Origin of the sequence: Achromobacter sp. Root565 (assembly GCF_001427425.1) — a bacterium.
GTDB classification, from domain to species: domain Bacteria; phylum Pseudomonadota; class Gammaproteobacteria; order Burkholderiales; family Burkholderiaceae_B; genus Achromobacter; species Achromobacter spanius_D.
This window is the reverse complement of record NZ_LMGO01000001.1, coordinates 3670235-3690231: the sequence shown is the minus strand read 5'-3', so window position 1 is coordinate 3690231 and position 19997 is coordinate 3670235. Positions and strand designations below refer to the sequence as shown.

At 63.5% G+C, this 19997-nt stretch carries 18 protein-coding genes; 13 read left to right on the top strand and 5 right to left on the bottom strand.

The features are described from left to right. Positions 1-64: 64 nt before the first annotated feature. Genes ASD71_RS16430 through ASD71_RS16415 form a run of 4 tightly spaced genes read left to right on the top strand, consistent with a single transcriptional unit; the run spans position 65 to position 3782 of the window. Complete coding sequence (locus ASD71_RS16430) at positions 65-973, top strand: TauD/TfdA family dioxygenase (protein ID WP_056566043.1); 909 nt, start codon at positions 65-67, stop codon at positions 971-973. A gap of 43 nt (positions 974-1016) precedes the next feature. Next, positions 1017-2060, top strand: coding sequence for an ABC transporter substrate-binding protein (locus tag ASD71_RS16425; RefSeq protein WP_056566039.1), 1044 nt, complete (start codon positions 1017-1019; stop codon positions 2058-2060). 1 nt (position 2061) lies between these two features. Next, complete coding sequence (locus ASD71_RS16420; RefSeq protein ID WP_056566037.1) at positions 2062-2892, top strand: ABC transporter ATP-binding protein; 831 nt, start codon at positions 2062-2064, stop codon at positions 2890-2892. An 11-nt stretch (positions 2893-2903) separates the two neighbouring features. Then, entirely contained in the window at positions 2904-3782 is an 879-nt protein-coding gene (locus tag ASD71_RS16415; RefSeq protein WP_056566032.1) for an ABC transporter permease, read from the top strand. A 136-nt stretch (positions 3783-3918) separates the two neighbouring features. Here ASD71_RS16415 and ASD71_RS16410 read toward each other — a convergent pair whose 3' ends face one another. The 5 genes from ASD71_RS16410 to rpmH all read right to left on the bottom strand — a co-directional run bounded on the left by ASD71_RS16410 (position 3919) and on the right by rpmH (position 8255). Next, positions 3919-5364, bottom strand: a complete 1446-nt coding sequence (locus ASD71_RS16410; protein WP_056566029.1) for a catalase — start codon at positions 5362-5364, stop codon at positions 3919-3921. A 283-nt stretch (positions 5365-5647) separates the two neighbouring features. After that, the gene (gene yidC, locus ASD71_RS16405) at positions 5648-7324 is read right to left on the bottom strand and encodes a membrane protein insertase YidC (RefSeq protein WP_056566026.1); all 1677 of its coding nucleotides are present in this window, start codon (positions 7322-7324) and stop codon (positions 5648-5650) included. Positions 7325-7372: 48 nt separating this feature from the next. Next, a complete protein-coding gene (gene yidD, locus ASD71_RS16400; protein ID WP_056566024.1) occupies positions 7373-7645 on the bottom strand; it encodes a membrane protein insertion efficiency factor YidD in 273 nt (90 codons plus the stop codon). Next, complete coding sequence (locus ASD71_RS16395) at positions 7642-8013, bottom strand: ribonuclease P protein component (protein ID WP_056566021.1); 372 nt, start codon at positions 8011-8013, stop codon at positions 7642-7644. Before ASD71_RS16395 ends, yidD begins: the two co-directional genes overlap by 4 nt. 107 nt (positions 8014-8120) lie before the next feature. Then, positions 8121-8255: a 50S ribosomal protein L34 gene (gene rpmH, locus ASD71_RS16390; RefSeq protein WP_006228069.1), complete on the bottom strand. Its 135-nt coding sequence runs from the start codon at positions 8253-8255 to the stop codon at positions 8121-8123. A gap of 391 nt (positions 8256-8646) precedes the next feature. On the opposite strand from rpmH, the gene dnaA reads away from it, so the two are divergent. The 9 genes from dnaA to ASD71_RS16345 all read left to right on the top strand — a co-directional run bounded on the left by dnaA (position 8647) and on the right by ASD71_RS16345 (position 19802). Then, a complete protein-coding gene (dnaA, locus tag ASD71_RS16385; protein ID WP_056566018.1) occupies positions 8647-10107 on the top strand; it encodes a chromosomal replication initiator protein DnaA in 1461 nt (486 codons plus the stop codon). 2 nt (positions 10108-10109) lie between these two features. Then, positions 10110-11219: a DNA polymerase III subunit beta gene (gene dnaN, locus ASD71_RS16380; protein WP_056567008.1), complete on the top strand. Its 1110-nt coding sequence runs from the start codon at positions 10110-10112 to the stop codon at positions 11217-11219. Between the two features lie 98 nt (positions 11220-11317). Then, positions 11318-13765 carry a DNA topoisomerase (ATP-hydrolyzing) subunit B gene (gene gyrB / locus ASD71_RS16375; protein ID WP_056566013.1) on the top strand — a complete coding sequence of 816 codons (2448 nt, stop codon included), beginning with the start codon at positions 11318-11320 and terminating at the stop codon, positions 13763-13765. Positions 13766-14079: 314 nt separating this feature from the next. Continuing rightward, a complete protein-coding gene (locus ASD71_RS16370) occupies positions 14080-14829 on the top strand; it encodes an SDR family NAD(P)-dependent oxidoreductase (RefSeq protein ID WP_056566010.1) in 750 nt (249 codons plus the stop codon). 111 nt (positions 14830-14940) lie between these two features. Continuing rightward, positions 14941-15315 (top strand): nuclear transport factor 2 family protein, encoded by a 375-nt coding sequence (locus ASD71_RS16365; RefSeq protein ID WP_200949402.1) that lies wholly within the window; start codon positions 14941-14943, stop codon positions 15313-15315. A gap of 14 nt (positions 15316-15329) precedes the next feature. Continuing rightward, positions 15330-15917, top strand: a complete 588-nt coding sequence (locus ASD71_RS16360) for a VOC family protein (RefSeq protein WP_056566007.1) — start codon at positions 15330-15332, stop codon at positions 15915-15917. A 93-nt stretch (positions 15918-16010) separates the two neighbouring features. After that, positions 16011-16967 (top strand): helix-turn-helix domain-containing protein, encoded by a 957-nt coding sequence (locus ASD71_RS16355; RefSeq protein ID WP_056566004.1) that lies wholly within the window; start codon positions 16011-16013, stop codon positions 16965-16967. Between the two features lie 315 nt (positions 16968-17282). Beyond that, positions 17283-17672, top strand: coding sequence for a hypothetical protein (locus ASD71_RS16350; RefSeq protein ID WP_156395158.1), 390 nt, complete (start codon positions 17283-17285; stop codon positions 17670-17672). Positions 17673-17873: 201 nt separating this feature from the next. After that, positions 17874-19802, top strand: coding sequence for a WG repeat-containing protein (locus tag ASD71_RS16345; protein ID WP_056565998.1), 1929 nt, complete (start codon positions 17874-17876; stop codon positions 19800-19802). Positions 19803-19997: the final 195 nt, after the last annotated feature.

Here is a 19997-nt window from a genome sequence, read left to right as displayed (position 1 = left end):
TACATGGCGCGGTTTCCATAATCGGTCGTTCCAGCCATGCCGCAAGGCGATTTCGGAGCGATCGATGTCCCAGAGCAATGCCTTGCGGCGCGAAGCGCCCGCCGCCACCCAGCCCCAGGCGCAGTCCTTTGACGTGCGCCCCCTGCCCGGTCCCGTGGGCGCGGAAATCATTGGCCTGGACCTGTCGCGCGAACTGACGCCCGCGGATTTTGCGCGTGTGCACAAGGCGCATCTGGACCATCATCTGCTGGTGTTCCGTGACCAGCGCATTACGCCCCAACAGCACATCGACTTCAGCCGCCGGTTCGGCCGCCTGATGATCCACGTGCTGCACCAATTCCACCTGCCGGGCCATCCCGAGATCCTGACCGTCTCGAACATTCTGGAAGACGGCAAGCCCATCGGGCTGGGCGACGCGGGCAAATACTGGCACTCGGACATCTCGTACAAGGAACTGCCCAGCCTGGGGTCGCTGCTGCATGCGCAGGAATTGCCGGCCGAAGGGGGCGACACCTTGTTCGCGAACATGCACCTGGCCTACGACACCCTGCCGCAGGCGTTGAAGGACGCGATCGACGGCAAGCGCGGGGTGCATTCCTATCTGGCCCAGTACGGGCAACTGCAGAAGGAAGGCAACTGGCGTCCGAACCTGAGCGCGCAGCAGATTGCGCAGGTGCAGGAGGTGGTGCATCCGGTGGTGCGCATGCACCCGGAGAACGGCCGCCGCGCGCTGTTCGTGAGCGAAGGCTTCACGACGCGCATCGAGGGACTGCCGGACGACGAGAGCCGCGCGCTGCTGGCCGAACTGTTTGTCCATAGCGTGCGGCCGGAACATATCTACCGCCACAAATGGCAGCCGCACGACCTGGTGTTCTGGGACAACCGTTCGCTGATCCACCTGGCGGGCGGCACGCCGGATCACCTGCGCCGCAAGCTCTATCGCACGACGATCGAAGGCGATACGCCGTTCTGACGCGGCCCAATCCGCCCCCCATTACTTATCCACAAGGAACGCCATGCGTTTGACCTCCACGCTACGGGATCGACTGGTCCAGACCGCCACGGGCGCGGGCCTCGCGCTGATACTTGCCGTGCTGGCGCTGGCTTCGCCCACGCCGGCCATGGCCGAAGGGCGAATCCGCATCGCCGAACAGTACGGCATCGTCTATCTGCTGCTGAACGTGGCGCGCGACCAGCAGCTCATCGAAAAGCACGGCAAGGCCGAAGGTGTGGATATCTCGGTCGAGTGGGCCAAGCTGTCCGGCGGCTCGGCGGTGAACGACGCGCTGCTGTCCGGGGCTGTGGATATCGCGGGGGCGGGCGTGGGACCGCTCTTGACGATCTGGGATCGCACGCACGGCAAGCAGAATGTGAAGGGCGTGGCGTCGCTGGGCAACTTTCCCTATTACCTGGTCACCAACAATCCCAACGTGAAGACCATTGCCGACTTCACGGACAAGGACCGCATCGCCGTGCCGGCGGTGGGCGTGTCGGTGCAATCGCGCGTGCTGCAGCTGGCGTCGGCCAAGCTGTGGGGCGATGCGCAGTACAACAAGCTGGACAAGATCTCGGTGGCGCTGCCGCACCCGGACGCGGCGGCGGCCATCATTGCCGGCGGCACGGAAATCACCGGACATTTCGGCAACCCGCCGTTCCAGGAGCAGGAGCTGGCCGAGAACCCCAAGGCGCGCATCGTGCTCAATTCGTATGACGTGCTGGGCGGCCCCAGTTCGTCGACGGTGCTGTTCGCCACCGAGAAATTCCGCCGCGACAATCCCAAGACCTACAAGGCCTTCCAGGAAGCGTTGAAGGAAGCCGCCAGCTTTGCCGCCGCCAATCCGGAGAAGGCCGCGGACATCTACCTGCGCGTCACCGGCGCCAAGCAGGACCGCGACTTTCTCATCAAGGTCATCAAGAATCCCGATGTGCAGTTCAAGCTGCAGCCGCAGAACACGTTCGCGCTGGCGCAGTTCATGCACAAGGTGGGCGCGATCAAGAACGCACCGGCCAGCTGGCGCGACTATTTCTTCGACGATCCCGTCACGGCGCAGGGCAGCTGACATGGCCGTGAGTCCCGCCGCCCCTGTGGATAACGTTCAACGGCCCACGCCTTTGCTGGCTGTGGATAAGGTGTCGATCGAATATAAGACGCGCGAACGGCGCGTGCGGGCGACGCATCAGGTCAGTTTTGACGTACACGGCGCCGAGCGTTTCATCCTGCTCGGGCCCTCCGGCTGCGGGAAATCGACGCTGCTCAAGGCGGTTGCGGGCTTCATCGAGCCCACCGAGGGACGGATCGCGATCGACGGAAAGACCGTGCAAGGGCCGGGTCCGGACCGCATCGTGGTGTTCCAGGAATTCGACCAGCTGCCGCCCTGGAAGACGCTGCGCCAGAACGTGGCGTTTCCGCTGCTGGCGTCGCGCAAGCTCAACCGGCGCGAGGCCGACGAACGGGCGATGCACTACCTGGACAAGGTCGGGCTGGCGGGCTTTGCCGATGCCTATCCGCATACGCTGTCGGGCGGCATGAAGCAGCGCGTGGCCATTGCGCGCGCGTTGGCCATGCAGCCGCGCGTGCTGCTGATGGACGAGCCGTTCGCGGCGCTGGATGCGCTGACGCGCCGGCGCATGCAGGAAGAATTGATGGCGCTGTGGGACGACGTGCGGTTCACGCTGTTGTTTGTCACGCACTCGATCGAAGAGGCGCTGGTGCTGGGCAGCCGCATCCTGTTGCTGTCCCCGCATCCGGGCCGTGTGCGCGCGGAATTGAATGCGCACGGCTTTGACCTGCACAGTCAGGGATCGGCAGCGTTTCAGGCGGCGTCGCGCCGCATTCACGATTTGTTGTTCGACGCTCCGCCGCTGGCTCAGGCCGAGCGCGCGGCGGCTTGAGAGGAGCGCGCATGAGCATCAGCCATGCCGGATCGGCGTTCATTCGCCCCGAGGTGGAATACGATCTGCCGCCCCTGCCCCCTCAGGCTGCGGAGACGCCGCTGCCGTGGCACGAGCGGCTGTGGCAGCACGCCGCCCTGCGCAAGGGCGTGATCCTTGCCCTGTTGGCGGCGGTGTGGGAACTGGCGGCGCGCTATACCGACAATGATCTGCTGTTGCCCGGCGCCTGGCAGACCGGCCAGGCCTTCGTCGACGGCGTGACCAGCGGTGAACTGCTGGCGCGCGCCGGTCAATCGATGCGCGTGCTGGTGCAGGGCTATCTGGCGGGCGTCGTACTTGCCTTTGTGCTGACGACGCTGGCGGTGTCCACGCGGTTCGGTCGCGATCTGTTGTCCACCCTGACGGCGATGTTCAATCCGCTGCCGGCGATTGCCCTGCTGCCGCTGGCGCTGCTGTGGTTCGGCCTGGGCGAAGGCAGCCTGATATTCGTGCTGATCCACTCCGTGCTGTGGGCGCTGGCGCTGAACATGTATGCGGGCTTTCTCGGGGTGTCTGACACCCTGCGGATGGCGGGGCGCAATTACGGGCTGACCGGGTTGCGCTACGTGCTGCAGATTCTGGTGCCGGCCGCCCTGCCCGCCATCCTGGCCGGCCTGAAGATCGGCTGGGCATTTGCCTGGCGCACGCTGATCGCAGCCGAACTGGTGTTCGGCGCGTCCAGCGGCAAGGGCGGGCTGGGCTGGTACATCTTTCAGAACCGCAACGAGTTATACACAGACCGGGTGTTCGCCGGCCTGGCCGCGGTGGTCATCATCGGTCTGCTTGTGGAAAACCTGGCGTTCGATACGCTGGAGCGGCTGACGGTGCGGCGTTGGGGGATGCAACGGTGATTGGCGTGCAGTTCGCGGCGGTTGCTGCGGGATGATTCCGGCGATTGTTGCGGCGATTGTTGCGGCGATCGAGCGATCGGCATGAAAAAGGGGGCGGCCATGATGCCGCCCCCTTTTCATGGATGGTGCGTAACGCTTACAGCTTCAGCCCCAGCGCCTTGGCCACGCCCTCGGCGTAGGCCGGGTCGGCCTTCCTGAAGTGATCCAGTTGGCGGCGCTGGATGACTTCCGGCACGCTCGCCATGTGACGGCCGATGTTGCCAAAGAGCAATTCCTGCTGCGCCGGCGTCATCAGGCGGAACAAGGCGCCCGGCTGCGAGTAGTAGTCGTCATCGACGCGATGGTTCCAGCGTGCCGCGGCCTGCCCGTCCAGCGCCAGCGGCGGTTCGGCCGCCGAGGGCGTTTCCTTCCACTCGCCCGCGCTGTTGGGCTCGTAGTTGATCGTGGCGCCAGCGTTGCCGTCCACCCGCCCAGCCCCGTCGCGATGGAAGCTGTGGAACGGGCACTTGGGCGCATTCACCGGGATCTGGTGATGATTGATGCCCAGGCGATAGCGGTGCGTGTCGCCATACGAGAACAGGCGGCCCTGCAGCATCTTGTCCGGCGAGAAACCGATGCCCGGCACCACGTTCGCCGGCGTGAAGGCGGCCTGCTCGACTTCGGCGAAGTAGTTCTCGGGGTTGCGGTTCAGCTCCAGCACGCCGACCTCGATCAGCGGATAGTCGCCATGCGGCCAGACCTTGGTCAGGTCGAACGGGTTGATGTGATACGTCGCGGCTTCGGCCTCGGGCATGATCTGCACCTTCAGCGTCCACTTCGGGAAATTGCGCTCTTCAATGTTCTGGAACAGGTCACGCTGCGAGCTTTCGCGGTCGTGGGCGACGACCTGCGCGGCCTCTTCGTCGGTCAGACAGGCGATGCCCTGCTGCGACTTGAAGTGGAACTTCACATAGAAGCGCTCGTTATTGGCGTTGATGAAGCTGAACGTGTGCGAGCCAAAGCCGTGCTGCTGGCGCAGGTTGGCGGGGATGCCGCGATCGCTCATCAGCGTGGTGACCTGGTGCAGCGATTCGGGATTGAGCGACCAGAAATCCCACGCCGCGGTGGCGTTGCGCAGGTTGGTCTTGGGATCGCGCTTCTGGGTGTGGATAAAGTCGGGGAACTTCAGCGGGTCGCGGATGAAGAAGACGGGCGTGTTGTTGCCGACCAGATCCCAGTTGCCTTCGTCGGTGTAGAACTTGATGGCAAAGCCGCGCACATCGCGTTCGGCGTCGGCCGCGCCGCGTTCGCCAGCGACAGTCGAAAAGCGCAGGAACAGCGGCGTCTGCTTGCCGACTTTGGAAAAGATGTTGGCGCGGGTGTAGCGGCTGATGTCGTGGGTGACGGTAAACGTGCCGTAGGCGCCGGAGCCCTTGGCGTGGACGACGCGCTCGGGGATGCGTTCGCGGTCGAAGTGGGCAAGTTTTTCAATAAGCCAGAAATCTTCCAGCAGGGCGGGACCGCGCGGGCCGGCAGTCAGGGTGTTGTTGTTGTCCGGTACTGGGGCGCCCGAGGCGGTGGTCAGAGGCTTCTTGTCGGTCATGGCACACTCCCTATGTCGTTTCTGAATGGCGCGGCCCAGGTTGCCGGGCGGCGCGGCGTTGCAGCAAAACTCCGGCAGACAGGCCGCCGGAGGGAAAAATCAGAGCCATCATAGGTGTGATGGTGGGCTATGTGAAGTTGATTGATCTTGCTTCGGCGATAAGTAATACCTATGTATATGCCTCATGGGCATAGAAAATGCTGAGTGTGCCTTTCGCTTTTCATTGGCAATGGGCGTAAAAAAACCGGCCTCGAAAGGCCGGTTTCTTGTTTCGGGAGGGCGATCAGCGATTGGCCGCCGCTTCCGACTTCTTCTGGATGGCGCGGGTGATGGACCACTGCTGCGCAATCGACAGGATGTTGTTGACGCACCAGTACAGCACCAGGCCGGCGGGGAAGAAGAACATCATCCCGCCGAACACCAGCGGCATGATCATCATGACCTTGGCCTGGATGGGATCCGGGGGCGTCGGGTTCAGTTTGATTTGCAGGAACATGGTGGCCATCATGATGGCAGGCAGAATGAAGAACGGATCGCGGACCGACAGGTCGTGAACCCACAGGATCCACGGCGCGCCGCGCATTTCCACGCTGGCCAGCAGCACCCAGTACAGCGAGATGAACACCGGAATCTGAACCAGCATCGGCAGGCAGCCGCCCAGCGGGTTGATCTTCTCGGTGCGGTACATCTCCATCATGGCCGCATTGAGCTTCTGCTTGTCGTCGCCGTACTTTTCCTTCAGGGCCTGCAGGCGGGGAGCCACCTGCTTCATGCGGGCCATCGAGCGGTAGCTGGCGGCGGCCAGGGGGTAGAACACGGCCTTGATCAGCACGGTCAGCGCGACGATCGTCCAGCCCCAGTTGCCCAGGATGGAATGCAGCCAGGTCATCAGGGTGAACAGCGGCTTGGCGATGATGGTCAGCCAGCCGTAGTCGACCACCAGTTCCAGGCCCGGCGCGAGCGCGGCCATGGCCTTCTGGTCTTGCGGACCGACCCACAGGTGCGAATCGACGCGAGCGGCGGCGCCCGGGGCGATGTCGCCGACGGCTTCGATGCTGCGGCCGGCGTACAGGTTCGGCTGGACTTCGAGCAGTTCGTTGGTGCGCGGCTTGCCTTGCGGGGGCACCCAGGCCGTGGCGAAGTAGTGCTGGACGACGGCGATCCAGCCGTTGTCCGCCTGCTTGATGTAGCTGGCCTTCTTCTTCTGGATGTCGCTGAACGTGCTCTTCTGGAACTTGTCCTGGTCCGAGTAGACGGCAAAGCCCGTGAACGTGTGATAGAAGCTGGACGTGTCGGCCGGGTCGTTGCCGTCGCGCTCGATCTGCAGGTACAGCGAGGGCGTGACGGGGGCGGCGCCGACGTTGGCCAGGTCATGGCGCACGTCGATGTCGTAGCGGCCACGGTGCAGGGTGAACGTCTTGGTGACCTTCACGCCGCCGGATTCGCCTTCGAACGTGACGACCAGGTTGTCGCCGGTCAGTTCGCGTTCCTGGGAGACCAGGCGGAAAGGCGTCTGGTGCGTGGGGAAGCTTTGGCCGCTGGGGGCGCCGACCACGCCGGTCTGCACCACGTAGTTCAGGCCCGCAGAGCGGTCCAGCAGAACCGTGGGCTTGTCGGGCTGGCCGGTGGCCGGGTACTTCAGCAGTTCGGCGCGCACCAGTTGGGCGCCCATCGTGTCGAAGGTCAGGCGCAGAACGTCAGTGGTGATGACAACTTCTTCGGAGCGCGTGGGAATGGGCGTGGCGGCGCCAGGCACCGTGGAGGCCGGGGCAGCGGTGGCTGTCGGGGCGCTGGGCACGGACGGCGTCGCGTTGTTGGCTGCAGCCGGCGATTCGCTCGTGCTGGCCGCGGGCGGGGCCCCGAACAGCGACGGCTTGCCGTTATGGATTTGCCAGTTGTTCCAAAGGAGCAACAGCGAAAAGGAAAAAATCATCCAGAGGACGGTTCGTCGGATATCCATGGTGCCTACTGAAGTGAATACGGGCCAGCAAAGCCCGCCAGTTTAGCGTCAATCGTGCTCGATGCGGTGGCTGTGGGAGCAGCAACGGGCGTCGTTGGTTCCCTTGGCCGGCGGAACCGGATCCAGGCCCCCGGGCGACCAGGGGTGGCAACGGCCGATGCGCCGGACTCCCATCCAGAAGCCGCGCCATGCACCGTGGCGCTCGATCGCTTCGATCGCGTACGCCGAGCAGGTCGGAGTAAAACGGCATTGCCGGCCGATCCAGGGACTCAGGAAGAACCTGTAGAACCGGATCGGGGCAATGAGTAGCGCCTTGATCATCGCGCGATCCGCTCAAAGTGAGCGTCCACTTCGGCTCTGGCTGCGCGTTTCAGCGCAGTGAGCGTGGCGGGCGCGACCTTGCTATGCAGGCGCACGACGTAATCTTTTGCCGGCAGCGCCAGGCGCCGATGGCGGAACGCTTCGCGGATGACCCGCTTCAAGGCGTTGCGCGTGGAGGCGTGGGCGGCGAACCGCTTGGCGATGATGAGCCCCAGGCGAGCACAGGGGTCCTGACCGGGAGGCAGATCATTGGGAGCGGCGCTCACAATGAAGAATGCCCCTCGGGCAAGACGCCGGCCTTTAAGGGCGGCGGCAAACTCGGAGGGGCGATGCAGCCGCGCCTCCGGGGGAAGCGTGGAGCGCGGCATGGACTGCGGATCAGGCGGTTGCGCGGAACCGGAACAGGATTGCGAGAGGTCTTGCAATATGGTCGGTCCGTGCGAAAGTCAGTTTCCGGAAAACCGGAAAACTGGACTTAGACGGCCAGACGCTTGCGGCCCTTGGCGCGGCGGGCGCTCAGGATGGCGCGGCCAGCGCGGGTTTTCATGCGCACGCGAAAGCCATGGGTGCGCTTGCGACGGGTAACGGAAGGTTGGTAGGTGCGTTTCATGGACGATCCACAAAAAGAACAAAGTCAGAAGGGACCTGCCCGGAGGGTTCCACGTCGCGCTAAGCAGAAGCGGGTATCTAGAGAGCATTCTTGCAACGGCTTTTGCAACCGGTGCAAAAAACAACTCTGAGACGGGGCTCTGTACCGAGAATTTCATCTCGGGCGACCTATTCAGCAAAGCTAAAAACCGGACAAATTGCTCTTGTAGGAGCGTGTCCGGCCAGCTTTCTGCGAAACCTTCTGACAGACAGAATTCGGAAAAGCCCACCATTTCAGCAAGTTTTCCCTGTCTTGTCAAACAGTTAAGGAGGGATCATATAGACACTCATGCCCTTCCCTGTGGATAACCCCCGCCCGGGCAAGGTAGAATCGAGGTTTGAATAAGAGCGACATGAAAGAATTCTGGCAGACCTGCGTCAGTCGTCTTGAGCAGGAACTCCCCCCCCAACAAATCAGCGCGTGGATACGACCGCTGGTCCCGCTTGCGTACGACGAAACGCAGGCGGTGCTGCGCGTTGCCGCGCCCAACCGCTTCAAGCTGGATTGGGTGCGCAAAAACTTTTCCCACCAGATCGAAGCGTTGGCCGCGGAGTGGTTCAAGCGTCCGGTGCAGGTGCTGTTCGAGCTGCCTTCGCAAGGGACCGCGCCGCGCATGCCGGTCGCGCCCGTGCGTGCGCAGCAGCCAGCCCAACAACCGCACCCGTCCGCTGCGCCCCCCTCCGGCGCCGCGCCGCCCGTGACGGTCACCGTGACGACCGCCCCGTCCGCTCCCGCGACGACCGTCGCGGCGCAGGCCGTGAACGCGGACGCCGCCAACATCGTGTACGAGCGTTCGCGCCTGAATACCGACCTCACGTTCGAGAACTTCGTGACCGGTAAGGCCAACCAGCTCGCGCGCGCTGCGGCACTGCAGGTCGCGGAAAATCCCGGCACTTCGTACAACCCGTTGTTCCTGTATGGCGGCGTCGGCCTGGGCAAGACCCACCTGATCCACGCCATCGGCAACGCCATGGTTGCGGCGGGCACCGGGGTGCGCGTGCGCTATGTGCATGCCGACCAATACGTGTCCGACGTGGTCAAGGCGTACCAGCGCAAGGCGTTCGACGATTTCAAGCGCTACTACCATTCGCTCGACCTGCTGCTGATCGACGACATCCAGTTCTTCTCCGGCAAGAACCGCACGCAGGAAGAATTCTTCTATGCGTTCGAGGCGATGGTCGCGCAGCGCAAGCAGATCATCATCACCAGCGATACGTACCCCAAGGAACTGTCGGGCATCGACAGCCGACTGATCTCGCGCTTTGATTCGGGCCTCACGGTCGCCATCGAGCCGCCTGAGCTGGAGATGCGCGTGGCGATTCTGCTGCGCAAGGCCGAGTCCGAAGGCGTGCCCATGCCCGAGGAAGTGGCGTTCTTCATCGCCAAGCACCTGCGCAGCAACGTGCGCGAACTGGAAGGCGCGCTGCGCAAGGTCCTGGCCTACGCGCGCTTCCACGGCCGCGACGTGCTGACGGTGGATGTCTGCAAGGAAGCGCTGAAGGACCTCCTGTCGGTGTCCAACGGCCAGATCACCGTGGAAAACATCCAGAAGACGGTGGCGGACTTCTACAAGATCAAGGTCGCCGACATGTACTCGAAACGCCGGCCGGCCAATATCGCGTTGCCGCGCCAGGTTGCGATGTACCTGGCCAAGGAGCTGACCCAGAAAAGCCTGCCGGAAATCGGCGATTTATTCGGCGGCCGTGATCACACCACGGTGCTGCACGCCGTTCGCAAGATTTCCGATGCCCGCGCCAAGCAAGCGGAGCTCAACCATACCCTGCACGTGTTGGAACAAACTCTAAAAGGATGAACATGCAACTCGTACAAACCACACGCGATGCATTGCTGAAACCGCTGTCGACTGTGGCGGGCATCGTCGAAAGACGCCATACCCTGCCCATTCTTGCGAACATCCTGATGCGCAAGGAAGGCAACAAGGTTGCCTTTATTGCGACCGACCTGGAAGTGCAGATCACAACGCACGCCGACTTTGGTGTCGGCCAGGACAACGAGTCCACCACGGTGGCCGCGCGTAAGCTGCTGGACATCCTGAAAGCCCTGCCCGATACCGGCGACGTGCGCCTGGCCCTGGCCAGCAACAAGCTGTCGGTGCAGTCCGCCAAGAGCCGCTTTGCGTTGCAGACGCTGGCCGCCAGCGAGTTCCCCACCGTCGCTCAGCCCGAGCAGTGGGACGTATCGCTGACCATGCCGCAGCGCACCTTGCGCCACCTGTTCAACATGGTGCACTTTGCCATGGCCCAGCAGGACATCCGCTACTACCTGAACGGCATGCTGCTGGTGTTTGAACCGGGCCGCGTGCGCGCCGTCGCTACCGATGGCCATCGCCTGGCGCACTGCTCGACCGAAGCCGACGGCATCGCCGAGCGCCACGAAGTCATTGTGCCGCGCAAGACCGTGCTGGAAATGCAGCGCCTGCTGGAAGACTCCGACGAGACCGTCTCCATCGACGTGGCGCCGGGCCAGATCCGTTTCCGCTTTGGCGACGTCGAGCTGGTCTCCAAGCTGGTCGAAGGCAAGTTCCCCGATTTCACGCGCGTGATTCCCACGAACTACTCGCGCCACTTCCTGGTCGGCCGCGAAGCGCTTCAGGGCAGCCTGCAGCGCGCAGCCATCCTGACCACGGACAAGTTCAAGGGCGTACGCCTGCAGTTGGCGCAGAACCAGATGAAGATCTCGTCTTCGAACGCCGAGCAGGAAGAGGCGCAGGAAGAAATCGACATCGACTACAGCCATGAAGCGCTGGACGTGGGCTTCAACGTGGGCTATCTGCTCGACGTGCTGGCCAACGTGAAGGTCGACAACATCCAGTGGTCGGTCATGCCCGATGCCAACGCGTCGGCGCTCATCACCCTGCCCGAAGACGACCAGTTCAAGTACGTCGTCATGCCGATGCGGATCTGATCCGCATTCCCCCCCGTGGGTTTGTGCCGCTTGCGGACCGGATGGTTCGCGGGCGGTCCGGCCGCCAGGCCGTTCTTTAAAGCGTTATCGATACAGACATGTCAGATCAGCAGAACACCACTCCCGAGACCAGCGGCTACGGCGCTGACTCGATCAAGATGCTCAAGGGGCTGGAGGCCGTGCGCAAGCGCCCCGGCATGTACATCGGCGACACGTCCGACGGCACCGGCCTGCACCACATGGTGTTTGAGGTCGTCGATAACGCCATCGACGAAGCCCTGGCCGGCTATTGCGACGACATCGTCGTCACGATCCACACCGACAACTCCATCTCCGTCACGGACAACGGCCGCGGCATCCCGACCGACATCCACAAGGACGACGAATTCCACCGCAGCGCGGCCGAAATCGTCATGACGGAACTGCACGCCGGCGGCAAGTTCGACCAGAACTCGTACAAGGTGTCCGGCGGCCTGCACGGCGTGGGCGTGTCGTGCGTGAACGCACTGTCCGAATGGCTGCGGCTGACCATCCGCCGCAACGGCGAAGTGCACCAGATGGAATTCCGCCAGGGCGAGCGCGTGGCGCCCCTGGCCGTGACCGGCACGACCGACAAGCGCGGCACCGAAGTGCGCTTCCTGGCCGACCCGATCATCTTCAACAACATCGAATACCACTACGAGATCCTCTCCAAGCGCTTGCGCGAGCTTTCGTTCCTGAACAACGGCGTCAAGATCCGTCTGGTCGACCAGCGTCAGGGCAAGGAAGAGAACTTCGCGTTCTCGGGCGGTGTGAAGGGCTTTGTTGAGTACATCAACCGCGCCAAGACCGTGCTGCACCCGAACGTGTTCTCGGTCAGCACCGAGTCCGCCGCCGGCGGCGTGTCCGTGGGCGTTGAAGTGGCGATGCAGTGGAACGACAGCTACAGCGAAAGCGTGCTGTGCTTCACCAACAACATCCCGCAGCGCGACGGCGGTTCGCACCTGACCGGCCTGCGCGCCGCGATGACGCGCATCATCAACAAGTACATCACGGACAACGAGCTGGCCAAGAAGGCCAAGGTCGAGACGTCCGGCGACGACATGCGCGAAGGCCTGGCCTGCGTGCTGTCCGTGAAGGTGCCCGAGCCCAAGTTCAGCAGCCAGACCAAGGACAAGCTGGTGTCCAGCGAAGTGCGTCCGGCCGTTGAAGAAGCCGTGGCCCGCACGCTGGAAACCTGGCTGCTCGAGCACCCGAACGACGCCAAGGCCCTGTGCAACAAGATCGTCGAAGCCGCGCGTGCCCGCGAAGCCGCGCGCAAGGCGCGCGAGATGACGCGCCGCAAGAGCGTGCTGGAAGGCGCCGGCCTGCCCGGCAAGCTGGCTGACTGCCAGGAAAAGGATCCCGCGCTGTGCGAGCTGTACATCGTCGAGGGTGACTCCGCAGGCGGCTCGGCCAAGCAGGGCCGCGACCGCAAGTTCCAAGCCATCCTGCCGCTGCGCGGCAAGGTGCTGAACGTCGAGAAGGCGCGCTTTGACCGCCTGATCGCCAGCGAGCAGATCGCCACGCTGATCACGGCGCTGGGCACCAGCATCGGTCCCGATTTCAACGTGGACAAGCTGCGCTACCACCGCCTCATCATCATGACCGACGCGGACGTCGACGGTGCGCACATCCGCACCCTGCTGCTCACGCTGCTGTACCGTCAGATGCCCGAGCTGGTGCAGCGCGGCTACGTGTACATCGCGCAGCCGCCGCTCTACAAGGTCAAGGTTGGCCGCGAAGAGCGCTATCTGAAGGATGACCAGGAAGAAGCGCAGTTCATGCTGACGCTCGCCCTGAAGGACGCCGAGATCATCTCGGGCGGCAACATCATCCGCGGCGAAGAGCTGAACGACCTGGCCCGCCAGTACGTGGCGGCCGACGGCGTCATCGCCCGTCTGTCGCGCGTGTTCGACGTGGGCGCGCTGTCGGCCATGGCCGAAGGCGTCGAGATCAACCTGGAAACCGCCGAGTCCACCGCGGACTCCGCCAAGCGGCTGGCCGATGCCATGCGCGATCCCATCAACGGCAATGGCGTTGAAGTCGTTCCGCAATTCGACGAAGCCACCGAACGCCATCGCCTGTCCGTGCAGCGCATGCACCACGGCAACGTGCGCGTCAGCATCATCGACGCCGACTTCATCAATGGCTCCGATTACGCCATCCTGTCCAAGGCTGCCAAGAGCTTCCTGGGCAAGGTCGGCGCGCGTTCGATGGCCGCGCGCGGCGAAGGCGACAAGCGCAAGGAGCAGCCCGTGTCCGACTTCCGCGAAGCCATGCAGTGGCTGCGCAGCGAAGCCGACCGCAGCATCTCCAAGCAGCGCTACAAGGGTCTGGGTGAAATGAACCCCGAGCAGCTGTGGGAGACCACGATGGACCCGAAGGTGCGCCGCCTCTTGCGCGTGCAGATCGAGGACGCCATCGCGGCCGACGAGGTCTTCACCACGCTGATGGGCGACGACGTCGAACCGCGCCGCAACTTCATCGAAACGCACGCGCTGTCGGCGGGCAATATCGACGCCTGATCGTGATGGATCCCGCGAATACCTAGATTCCTCCCGGGATATCCGGTGTTCGTACAAGGGGCTGCTTTTGCAGCCCCTTTTTCATTGGTGCCCGGCGTTTCAAATCAACTCTGACGCGGCGTCGATGCGCAGCGTATTGCCCCGATGCGTGGCGATTATCCATAAATATGGATAGTTATTTCAATCTTGCAGGGTTTATCCATTATCCCGGCACGCCTACAGTACCTCCATGCGCAGTCAACACGGCGATTCAGGAGACTTCCCTCCCTAGCCGGCTGACTGACAACTTCCTCATCAAGTAAATGGAGCTCATCATGAATCAGCAACTCAACGGCAAGATTGCACTCGTCACCGGCGGCACCACGGGCATCGGCCTGGCGACCGCCCAGGAATTGGCCGCGCAGGGGGCGCGCGTTTTCATCACCGGCCGCCGTCAGGCCGAGCTTGACGCCGCCGTGGCCAGCATCGGCGGCGCGGCAACGGGCATCCGCGCCGACGCGTCGGTGCTGAGCGACCTGGACAACGTCTACGCCCAGATCGCCAAGAGCGCCGGCAAGCTCGACATCCTGTTCGCCAACGCGGGCGGCGGCGACATGATGCCGCTGGGCGCGATCACGGAAGAGCACTTTGATCGCATCTTCGGCACCAATGTGCGCGGCACCTTGTTCACCGTGCAAAAGGCCTTGCCGTTGCTGGTCGATGGCGCCTCGGTAATTCTCACCGCGTCGACCGTATCGATCCAGGGCACGGAAAACTTCAGCGTGTATAGCGCCAGCAAGGCCGCGGTGCGCAACTTCGCGCGCTCATGGGCGCTGGATCTGAAGCCGCGCGGCATCCGCGTGAATGTTGTGAGCCCCGGTCCGATCCGCACGCCGGGCCTGGGCGGTCTGGTTCCCGACGAAGCCCGCCAGGGTCTGTTCGATCATCTGGCCGCGCAGGTGCCGCTGGGCCGCCTGGGCGAACCGCAAGAGATCGGCAAGGCCGTGGCGTTTCTGGCTTCCGACGCGGCGAGCTTCGTCAATGGCATCGAGCTGTTTGTCGACGGCGGGATGGCGCAGGTCTGAGCGCATTGCACTTCCGATCGCGACTTCAACATGAAATTCGTGACTCATTGCGTACTGGCGCTGGCTGCGATGTGCAGCGCGCCTTATACGCACGCACAGGAAACATCACCCATGAAACCCGACATGCACGACGCCGCCGATGTGGCGCAACGCTTGATCGACGTCCATTTTTCGATATGGAACGACGCCGATTCACACTCCCGCGAATTGAAGTTTGACCAGGTGTACACGCAAGATTTCTTCGTGGCCGATCAAAGCGGCGTCGCTGCAGGTTACGCGGAAGTAAACCGCCTGATCGAGCAGTTGCAAGGAACCCATGCGGGATTCCGGTTCACGCCCGCTCCGATTACTTGGAATCATGGTGTCGGCCGTGTGGTCTGGAGCTATGGTCCGCGCGGCAATCCGGATCAGGTGCACGGAGAGGATATCTTCACCATCAAAGACGGCAAGCTTGCGAGCGCCCACGTCTTTCTCGATCGTCCGTAAGTGAGATACGCATCATGAATCTACTGGCTTCTTGCTTCATGGCGATTGGCGTTCTGGCAGGCGGGGCATCGCACGCGGCCGGCATCCGCGTGGCGGGTGTGGATCACGTGGGTATCAACGTGCCCGATCTGAAACAGGCGGAGACGTTCTTCGTTAGTGCCTTCGGATGCGAACCGGTGACACGAATCGGGCCATTTCAGCTGGATCCGACGGCGTCGCCCGATGCTGCGGGTTTCGCGCCCCGCGCCGATAGCGTCACGATTGCCATGCTGCGTTGCGCGGAGGGTTCGAACATCGAGTTGTTCGAGTACAGGAATTCGCGCGGCAGCAAGACCATGCCTCGTGCCGAGGATATTGGCGCCTCGCATATCGCGTTCTACACCGACGATATCGAGGGCGCGGTGTCATATCTGAAGGCTCAAGGCATCACCGTTCTGGGTAAACCCGTCACGATGACATCGGGCGATACCGAAGGTGAGACGTGGGTCCACTTTCGCTCGCCTTGGGGTTCAGACATGGAACTCGTCAGCTACCCGAATGGCAAGGGATATGAGCGCCGCAGCAGCCTCAGGCTGTGGAATCCCAAGCACCCCGGCCAGTGAACCCCGACCCGGCCTGAGGCGCGCAGCGGGCCATGCGGTGCGCGGGACCGCCCGCGCGATGCGCATGCCGATGTTTGCAGCACGAGTATTCCTATGAATGATCCGGATACCTTGGTTCAGTTCTGGTCTACCGATACGGTTCCCGTGACGCAAAGAAGGAAGTACTGGATAGATGCGGTGGGCCAATCCATCGCCAAGGTGGAAATCACCATCCCGGACGATGCGCACTTTCGGGCAGAACTTCGGTCGCGTGAGATGGGCGTGTTGCGCATCAGCAAGACCGAGGCCAGCGTCGGCGTGACGGTCCGGCGTACCGCGGCCAACATCGCCACAGATAGCCATGAGCGCTATTTTCTCGTTGGGTCATACCGCGCCATGTGGTCATTGGGCACCCGTGGACGTGCCGAACGCTTGCAACCTGAAGACCTTGTCTTGTTGAGTTCGCGCCGGGAGTACACGCTGCGCCTGCCGGAAGCGTCGGAGGTCTTTTCGATAAGTTTTCCAAGCAGCTGGATCAGCGTATGGATAGCCAATCCTGAAGATCACGTCGGCGTTCGCCTGGATGCCTCGACAGGCTGGTCTCGCGTGTTGTGCGCGTTTGTCCGGCAGCTATGTTCGGAGTTTGCGGACGCCACGGTTGATATGCAGAGCACGCTCGTCGATCAACTTGGCGCCCTCATCGGTCTTGCCGTGGAGGATGCTCCCGATACGACGCGCAGCGCCGCCAGAAGTGTGTATGAACGAGTACGAAAGGTGCTGCTCGACCGCCATGTTGAGTCCAGCCTCACGGCTGCGGATGTGGCGGCAGATCTGGGCATGTCGGTGCGTACCTTGTATCGGCACACGTCCGGATTACGGATATCAATTCCGCGGGCGATTGCCGAGATACGCCTGGAGACGGCGAAGCGAATGCTCGCGAGTCGTGTCTTTCGCGCCTTGAGTGTCGCGGAGATTGGCCGCAGGTGCGGCTACAGCGATGCATCGCATTTTGTCAGGCAGTTTCGTCTGTTCTGCGGGCTGACGCCCGGCGAGTTTCGCCGGCAGACCTAGGTTCGCCTTCGGCATGTCCTGGAGAGCTGCCGCTACGTATTTCACGGTCGGGTCTGAAGCCGGACATGGCACAACCAGGCAATCACCGTGGCGCAGAACGGCCATTGGTGCTTCAGACCCGCTACTAGAATTTTTGGCGGGTTGCTGGACGCCTTTGCCTTGACTGTGGTTCAGACGAGTGTGGGCGCGTTCGCCACAACCGCTTTCCGAGCCGCTTTTTCAGAGACACCAAAAATGATAGTAGAGATCGGCAGTGCCAGTTCGACGCCAGTCGCTTCGCGGTACGAACCACCGTCCCCCCCTCGCGCTTCTCAAGTGAATGAAGTCAGCACCATGGAGCCGGAGTCGCAGACAAATGCTGACGCGTCGTCGGCCGACACGTCGGCGGCGCAACAGAGCAAGGACTCGGATCCCGCCAAGAATGGAGGCGAATCGCTTGAGTCGCTCAGGGAGCAGATTGCGCAATTGGAGAAGCAGCTTGCGCAAGCGCTGGAGGAGTTGCGCGATGTTCAGTCGGCCACCATGGATGAAAAGCAGAAGGCCGCGCTGACGGCCGCCCTTCAGGTGAAAGTGGCCGTGTTGAATTCGTCCTTGATGTCCATGATGATGAAGCTGGCAGAAGCCATTGCCAATGAGAACGGCAAGAACTTTGAGAGTGCGGTTGCGCTGGCGGCGTCTCAAGGTGGTGGCGGCAGCGCGGGTTGAATGGGCGCCAGCGGATCTGCCCGCGGTGGATTCGCGAATACACTTCGATCTGGAAGACCTGACGAAAGGCCGTGCGGATTGAACGTGATTGCACATCGAAGGCCAGCCCGATCCGGGCTGGCCTTTTGGCTTTCCGGATCCGGCGATCAGGCGTCACCAATCAAGCGCCCCAGGGCGCCTCTGCAATCAAAGGAAGTGAAGATGGGAAATCGGGCCTGGCTGTATCTGTGCTCGGACGAGGATGAAAGCGAACCGCCCGCGGAGATCGCCAGCGCGAACGGCAACCTGCCGACGTTGTGGCAGGTGCTGCTGGCGAGTGGCGAGTCCGTTGCGGCGCCGGATGAACAGGACCTCCTTGGTGATGGCGATGGGGCGGGCATTGCCGCCGATGTGTGTGCCGCCCGCGCGCGTCTGAGGGAATTGGCGGCGTTCATGCGGTCGCATGCGGATCGGGATGATGCGCCGCACATGCTGCAGTTTGACGCCGCCACGCAGTATCTGGACGAGCTGATCGACGAACACGACGGCAAAGGCGACCTGTGGATAAGCGCAAATCTGAATGAACTGGCGTGGCTGTACGCGGGCGGCGCGGCGGCTTACGTTCACCAGACGCGCACGTTGTGCGACGAACGCTGGCGGGCGCTGCAGCAAGGCATGCAGGTCGGCGACCTGGCCGCCGTCTGCCAGTTGCTGGACGTGCAGGATGCCGGCGACGCGTCCGGCTGGGCGTGGGGGTTCGGCTTTGGGGGGTTGTCGCATTCCTACTTTCACGAACAGGAGCCGGCCCGCACGGTCAGTTTCGAGGACTACGTGGCTGAGGGCGGCGATGATGACGGCGCCTGGCTTGGCGGCGGGTTGTACCGCTACCGTGTGGACAAGTTGTGGGGGCTGCGCGCCGTCGATCCGGAAGCCGAATCCGACGACGATTGCTGGCTGCCGGTGATGGCGCCGCAGTGGGATGCGATCTGGCCCAGCGGCGCGTCCGATGAAGGCGTGCTGTGGATAAGCCGCGAAGGACGCACCGGGCTGCTGCAGGTGGCGGAGAACGTCGTGCGCGTGCTGGTGGCGCCGCGCTTTGACGCGGTGTGGGATTTTGAAGAGGACGTGGCAAGCGTCCAGGTGGGCGACAGGGTCGGTTTGATCGCCGCGGACGGCCGTGAAATCCTGCCGCCGTCACTGGATGAGGCCTGGAACTGCGCGCAAGGCCTGGTGGTGGCGCGCGTGGGAGATCGGCTGGGCTTTGTGGACAAGTCGGGTGGCTGGGCGATCACGCCGCGCTTCGAGGACGCGGGGTCGTTCTGCCCCGGGGGCCTGGCGCCCGCGCTCGAGGCGCAGGCGTGGGGGCTCGTCGACCGGCGCGGCGCATGGGTGGTGGCGCCCGAGTGGGAGGACGTTTATTGGGACGAGGACCTGCACGCGTTCATCACCGAGCGCGATGGGATGCAGGGGCTGATCGACGCGTCGGGTCGCCCGGTGCTGGATGCGAGCTTTGCCGCGCTGGCGCCGCTGGATACCTCGGCGGAAGCCGCCGAGCTGTGGACAAGCGGCTTGATGCGCATCAGCGTGCTGACGCCCGATGCGCGGCGCGGCGTGGTGGATGGCGAGGGGGCGGTGCGGGTGCCCCTCGTTTACAGCGATCTCGGCGAGGTGAGCTGGCTGCCGTCGGAACTGCCTGGCGTCCCGGAGCCCGCGCCTGAAGGCCAGGCGGGGCGCTATGCGCGGATCCTGGCGAATGTGGGTCGCGATGACGATGGCGACGAGAAGTGGGCCGAAGGCGTCTACGACATGGCCGAAGGCCGCGAAGTCCTGGCCTGCCGGCATGTGCTGACGTTCGGGCTGGCGTGGGACGGCGGGTATGGGTGGCTGGCGCTGCAAGCGGGCCATGCGCCCTGCCCTCACAACGTGGACGGCCTTTACGTGGGCGTGGCGCGGGCCGGTGGCGACTGGCTGCATGAACCTGTCTACGCCTGGATCGGATCGCCGGAGTCCTTGCAGACGGCGGCGGGCGTCTACAACGGCCCGCCGGCGATTGTCGCGCAGTGGACCGAGGGCGAGCCGGTGCGGGCCATGCGGGGCGATACGGGTGGGCTGGTGATGCTGCACCGTGACGGGCGGGTGACGCCGACGTAGGCCGTTGCCGCAACGGTGTCTGACACCCTGGGGAGATGGTCGCCGGTTTGCGGCGGTGTCTCAGCGGGTGTCAGACACCTGATCGTGCGAGCCTAGGCAGTTGCGGCAAAGGTGTCTGACACCCTGGGGAGATGGTCGCCGGCTTGGGGCGGTGTCTCAGCGGGTGTCAGACACCTGATCGTGCGAGCCTAGGCA

What these genes read in the sequence shown, in the direction of transcription:
- yidC (WP_056566026.1), bottom strand. Translation starts at nt 7,324, where the DNA reads ATGGATATCCGACGAACCGTCCTCTGGATGATTTTTTCCTTTTCGCTG.
- ASD71_RS16415 (WP_056566032.1), top strand. Translation starts at nt 2,904, where the DNA reads ATGAGCATCAGCCATGCCGGATCGGCGTTCATTCGCCCCGAGGTGGAA.
- ASD71_RS16410 (WP_056566029.1), bottom strand. Translation starts at nt 5,364, where the DNA reads ATGACCGACAAGAAGCCTCTGACCACCGCCTCGGGCGCCCCAGTACCG.
- ASD71_RS16395 (WP_056566021.1), bottom strand. Translation starts at nt 8,013, where the DNA reads ATGCCGCGCTCCACGCTTCCCCCGGAGGCGCGGCTGCATCGCCCCTCC.
- dnaN (WP_056567008.1), top strand. Translation starts at nt 10,110, where the DNA reads ATGCAACTCGTACAAACCACACGCGATGCATTGCTGAAACCGCTGTCG.
- ASD71_RS16355 (WP_056566004.1), top strand. Translation starts at nt 16,011, where the DNA reads ATGAATGATCCGGATACCTTGGTTCAGTTCTGGTCTACCGATACGGTT.
- ASD71_RS16345 (WP_056565998.1), top strand. Translation starts at nt 17,874, where the DNA reads ATGGGAAATCGGGCCTGGCTGTATCTGTGCTCGGACGAGGATGAAAGC.
- ASD71_RS16370 (WP_056566010.1), top strand. Translation starts at nt 14,080, where the DNA reads ATGAATCAGCAACTCAACGGCAAGATTGCACTCGTCACCGGCGGCACC.
- dnaA (WP_056566018.1), top strand. Translation starts at nt 8,647, where the DNA reads ATGAAAGAATTCTGGCAGACCTGCGTCAGTCGTCTTGAGCAGGAACTC.
- ASD71_RS16420 (WP_056566037.1), top strand. Translation starts at nt 2,062, where the DNA reads ATGGCCGTGAGTCCCGCCGCCCCTGTGGATAACGTTCAACGGCCCACG.
- ASD71_RS16425 (WP_056566039.1), top strand. Translation starts at nt 1,017, where the DNA reads ATGCGTTTGACCTCCACGCTACGGGATCGACTGGTCCAGACCGCCACG.
- ASD71_RS16365 (WP_200949402.1), top strand. Translation starts at nt 14,941, where the DNA reads ATGAAACCCGACATGCACGACGCCGCCGATGTGGCGCAACGCTTGATC.
- ASD71_RS16430 (WP_056566043.1), top strand. Translation starts at nt 65, where the DNA reads ATGTCCCAGAGCAATGCCTTGCGGCGCGAAGCGCCCGCCGCCACCCAG.
- rpmH (WP_006228069.1), bottom strand. Translation starts at nt 8,255, where the DNA reads ATGAAACGCACCTACCAACCTTCCGTTACCCGTCGCAAGCGCACCCAT.
- ASD71_RS16360 (WP_056566007.1), top strand. Translation starts at nt 15,330, where the DNA reads ATGAATCTACTGGCTTCTTGCTTCATGGCGATTGGCGTTCTGGCAGGC.
- yidD (WP_056566024.1), bottom strand. Translation starts at nt 7,645, where the DNA reads ATGATCAAGGCGCTACTCATTGCCCCGATCCGGTTCTACAGGTTCTTC.
- gyrB (WP_056566013.1), top strand. Translation starts at nt 11,318, where the DNA reads ATGTCAGATCAGCAGAACACCACTCCCGAGACCAGCGGCTACGGCGCT.